The 365-nt window shown below is 70.4% G+C and carries 1 protein-coding gene; it reads left to right on the forward strand.

Features of this window, described 5'->3' with window-relative positions:
* A partial coding sequence (locus HWX36_RS36750; protein WP_347879245.1) for a peroxidase family protein occupies positions 1–365 on the forward strand: 365 nt, incomplete at both ends.

The raw sequence follows: 365 nt of genomic DNA on the forward strand, positions 1-365 counted from the left end.
CACAAGCTGATCGACGACGCGGATGTCGCCGCGCTGAAGGCAAAGGTGCTCGCGTCGGGCCTCACGGTGTCGCAACTGGTGTCGACCGCATGGGCGTCGGCGGCGACGTTCCGCGGCTCGGACAAGCGCGGCGGTGCCAACGGTGCGCGCATCCGCCTCGCGCCGCAGAAGGACTGGGAAGTGAACCAGCCCGCGCAGCTCGCGAAGGTGCTCGACACGCTCGAAGGCATCCGCAAGGCGTTCAACGACGCGCAGACGGGCGGCAAGCGGGTGTCGCTGGCCGACCTGATCGTGCTGGCCGGTGCGGCTGGCGTCGAGCAGGCCGCGAAGCATGCGGGCGTGGCGGTGACGGTGCCGTTTGCACC

Origin of the sequence: Burkholderia sp. BCC0405, assembly GCF_902833075.1 — a bacterium.
In the GTDB taxonomy this organism is placed as follows: Bacteria; Pseudomonadota; Gammaproteobacteria; order Burkholderiales; family Burkholderiaceae; genus Burkholderia.